The organism is Vicinamibacterales bacterium (assembly GCA_035699745.1).
Classification (GTDB): domain Bacteria; phylum Acidobacteriota; class Vicinamibacteria; order Vicinamibacterales; family 2-12-FULL-66-21; genus JAICSD01.
This window is the reverse complement of record DASSPH010000007.1, coordinates 1-3,546: the sequence shown is the minus strand read 5'-3', so window position 1 is coordinate 3,546 and position 3,546 is coordinate 1. Positions and strand designations below refer to the sequence as shown.

At 68.1% G+C, this 3,546-nt stretch carries 2 protein-coding genes; both read right to left on the bottom strand.

Annotation, left to right across the window (positions count from 1 at the left end):
- The coding region (locus VFK57_00695) for a DUF1592 domain-containing protein (protein HET7694202.1) at nucleotides 1-2,262 on the bottom strand (2,262 nt) is incomplete at its 3' end.
- A gap of 158 nt (nucleotides 2,263-2,420) precedes the next feature.
- Nucleotides 2,421-3,434, bottom strand: coding sequence for a nucleoside hydrolase (locus VFK57_00690; GenBank protein ID HET7694201.1), 1,014 nt, complete (start codon nucleotides 3,432-3,434; stop codon nucleotides 2,421-2,423).
- Between the last annotated feature and the right edge of the window lie 112 nt (nucleotides 3,435-3,546).

Sequence of the window (3,546 nt, the reverse complement as noted above, 5' to 3'; positions counted from 1 at the left end):
GACGGTGCGCGGCGCCTCGGCGCGGCGCGACTGGAAGGGCAGGCTGTTGACGACCTCCCGGACGAGCGTCTGCAGTCCGTAGCCCGATGTCTCGAGCTTCGTGGTGATCTGCCGGATCGTCGGACGATCGTACCGCTCGAGCCCGCGGCCGAGTGAGTAGACGAGCATCTTCTCGGTCAGCGTGCGGGCGAACTCGTCGATCCGCTCGTTGAGGATCTTTCGCATCTCCGCCGGTGTCGAGAAGCGCTTGCCGTCGGGCAGGACGCCGCTCGAATCGACCGGAAAGTCGCCGTCCCTCGTCCGCCACTTGCCGATCGCGTCGTAGTTCTCGAGCGCGAACCCGAGCGGATCCATGCGCGAGTGGCAGGACGCGCAGATGGAGTTCGTCCGATGGCTCTCCATCTGCTGCCGCAGCGACATCTTCGTGCCCACGGCCTGCTCGTCGAGCTGCGGCACGTCGGGCGGGGGCGGCGGCGGGGGCGTGCCGAGAATGTTCTGCAGGATGTACTTCCCGCGTATCACCACCGACGTCCGCGTCGGATAGCTCGACACCGCCAGCACGCTGCCGTGGCCCAGCACGCCTCCGCGCTCCGGCGTCGTCAGCTCGACGCGCCGGAAGGCCGGCCCGTTCACGCCGTCGATGCCGTAATGCTTCGCCAGACGCTCGTTGAGGAACGTGTAGCGCCCGTCGATGAAATCGCCGATGTGGCGGTTCTCCCGGAGCACCGCGTCGAAGAACATCCGCGTCTCGGTCTTGAAATCGTCACGGAGCTCCGGTCCCCACGCCGGGAACTTCTGCGGGTCCGGCTTGATCGTGTCGAGGTTCCGCACCTCGAGCCACTGCCCGGCGAAGTTCTCGGCGAGCGCGGAGGCCCTCGGATCGGCCAGCATCCGCTTCACCTGCGCGTCGAGTACGCCTGGTGCTCGCAGCCGCCGCTGCTCCGCGAGCGACAGCAGCGTGTCGTCGGGCATCGAATTCCACAGGAAGTAGCTCAGCCTCGACGCCAGCTCGACGTCGGTGATCCGGTGCATCCGGGCCGGATCGTTCGGGTAGAGGTCCCGCTCGATGTGGAAGAGGAAGTGCGGCGACACGAGCATCGCCTGGATCGCGAGCCCGATGCCCTGCTCGACGCTCTCCCCGTTGTCGGTCGCCATTTTCACGAAGCGCGTCAGCCCTGTGATTTCAGCGCCCGTGACGGGCCGGCGATACGCCTTGCGCGCGAGCGTGGCGATGATGCGATTGACGCAGGCCGGACCGGACTTCGGATCGCAGACGAGGACCTTCTTGCGGCTCGGCTTCTCACCGGGCGTCGGGAACGGGCCGATGACCGTCACGGCGTTGATCCACTTGTTCACCGTGTCCTTGTAGACATCCTCCTTGGCGATCGTGTTCACGAACGGGTCGTCGACGAATCCGAGCCGAAGCGTGTGATCGCCCTCGGGGATCGAGACGCGGATCCGCTCCTCCGAGTACGGATTGAAATACACGAGCCCCGACGGCTTGGTCTCGACCGGCATCGTGTGCGTGAGCTTGCCGTCGACCCACAGGCCCAGCGTCACGGGAGCCGCGTCCTTGGCGCGCTGGCCGGGCAGCCCGACCTTCAGTTCGTAGTCCGCATCGAAGTCGAAGCGGTGCGTCGCCTCGACGTTGCTGGGATCGAGGCGCCGCAGGCTCTTGAAGCGGGTGCTGTACTCGACTTCGATCGGCTTCGGCAGCTTGCCCGTGGCAATCGCCCTCTCGGAGATCCGCGCCGCGGCCGACAGGTACTTCTCCATCAAAATCGGCGAGACGGTCAGGATCTCGCCGATGTTGTCGAAGCCTTCGCCGGAATCGTCGGTGGGGAAATTCTTGTCGGCGCGGAACTCGATCGCGAGCAGATCGCGGATCGTGTTCGTATATTCCGCGCGGTTCAGCCGGCGGGCCGTGACTCTCCCGGGATCCGGCTTCATGCTGGCGTCGGCGCGGGCGAACTCGGTCTCGAGAAACGAGATGAGCGTCTTGATCTCCGCTTCCGGCCGCTCCACTTCGAGCGGCGGCATCTCGCCGGACTTGAGCTTCGCGAGGATCAGCTCCCACCGCGCGGGGTCGGCGGTGAGCGAATCGGGCGAGCTGTAGAGCGCCACGTCGAGACCGCCCGCGAGTTCAGCGGAGTTGTGGCATTCGCCGCAGGTGTACTGGAAGAGCGAGTGCGTCGCCGCCTTGAACGCCTCGGCCGTCGGGGGATGGTACGCGGGACGTGGTTTCGCGACCGGGGCATTCATCACCGGGCGCTGACCGCGCCCCGCGGGCGCCTTGGCCGGTGCGGACGCCTGTGGGCGAGCCGGGGCCGCGGCGGGTCGCGCCGGCGCCTGACCAGACGGAAGGCTCACTGAGAGCATCCAGGCGATGCCCGCGGTTCCGAACGCAACAGCACGCAGTGTCATGCAGCACCACCCCGGCGTCCCGGCCGCGGCGCCGGCGGCGCCGGCACCAGCGACGTGTATTGAGTCAGGACCCTGGCCTTCTGCGCCGGATCCACGACGAGATACCGATGTCTTCCCTCGGCCTGCGGCGCGAACCGCGTCCGGCCATCGTCGAGCACGCTGATCGTCCCGGGCTCGGAGAGTGTGAAGTACCCCTCATCGGGGAGCGCCGCCTGCAGCACCGCCGCGAGCGCTGGTGCCGGCGCGTCGTACGGCATCGGCTTGTAGGCGCGATACGCGTCGACCACCGGATGCGCCGCCGACCAGGCGAAATCGTTCTCGATACTCGCGCCTGGATACGGCAGCGCGTCGCCGACTTCGCGTCCGACGGCGACGATCGGCGTCGGCCACTCCGCGAACAGCCGCTTCGCGGCCGCGACGTCGGCCTTGATGCTCGACTCGGCCGCACCCGTGGGGAACGTGCCGGCCGCCACCACGAGCGCGCGAACCTTCGAAGTAATCTGCGGACCCGATCGATACAGGTCGAGGATCCTCACGAGCCCGGTCGCGGGCCCCGCGAGCACGATCGCCGCGTTGCCGTCGTGCTGCGCGAGAATCAGATTCCGGATCATCACCGCGCTCTCGGCGGTGCTGACGAGTCCGGTGATGCCGCTGGTGTACTTGGGCGTGCCGTCGGCGGCTTTGCCCGAAAGAATCGCCGCCAAGGCCGGTGCGTCGCCGTTGACGCCCGCGCTCTCCGGCAGGCCGATCATTCCTTCCGACGCGGGGCCGATGCCGCCGCGGCCGGCAACGGGCGCTCCCCGGTAGAACGCGGCGACGACGTCGGCGATCTGCGCGGAGACCAGGCTGGGACGCGACACGCTGAGCGCGATACGGCGGGCCTGCGTCTTCGCCGTCAGCCCGTTGAGCATCGCGATCGCCAGCAGCGCGTCGATGCGGTTGCCGACGTCGCCGTCGAAGGCGATGCCAATCGGGGGGCGAGCCGCGCCGCGCCCGGTGGGTGGCTGCATGGCGGGTGACAACGACTACGTCAGGCTGGCCGGGTCCAGGTGTCCGGACGCGTCGCCGAAGTTCTCCATCGGCACGCCCATGCGCTCCATCAGCGTCAGATGGAAGTTCGAC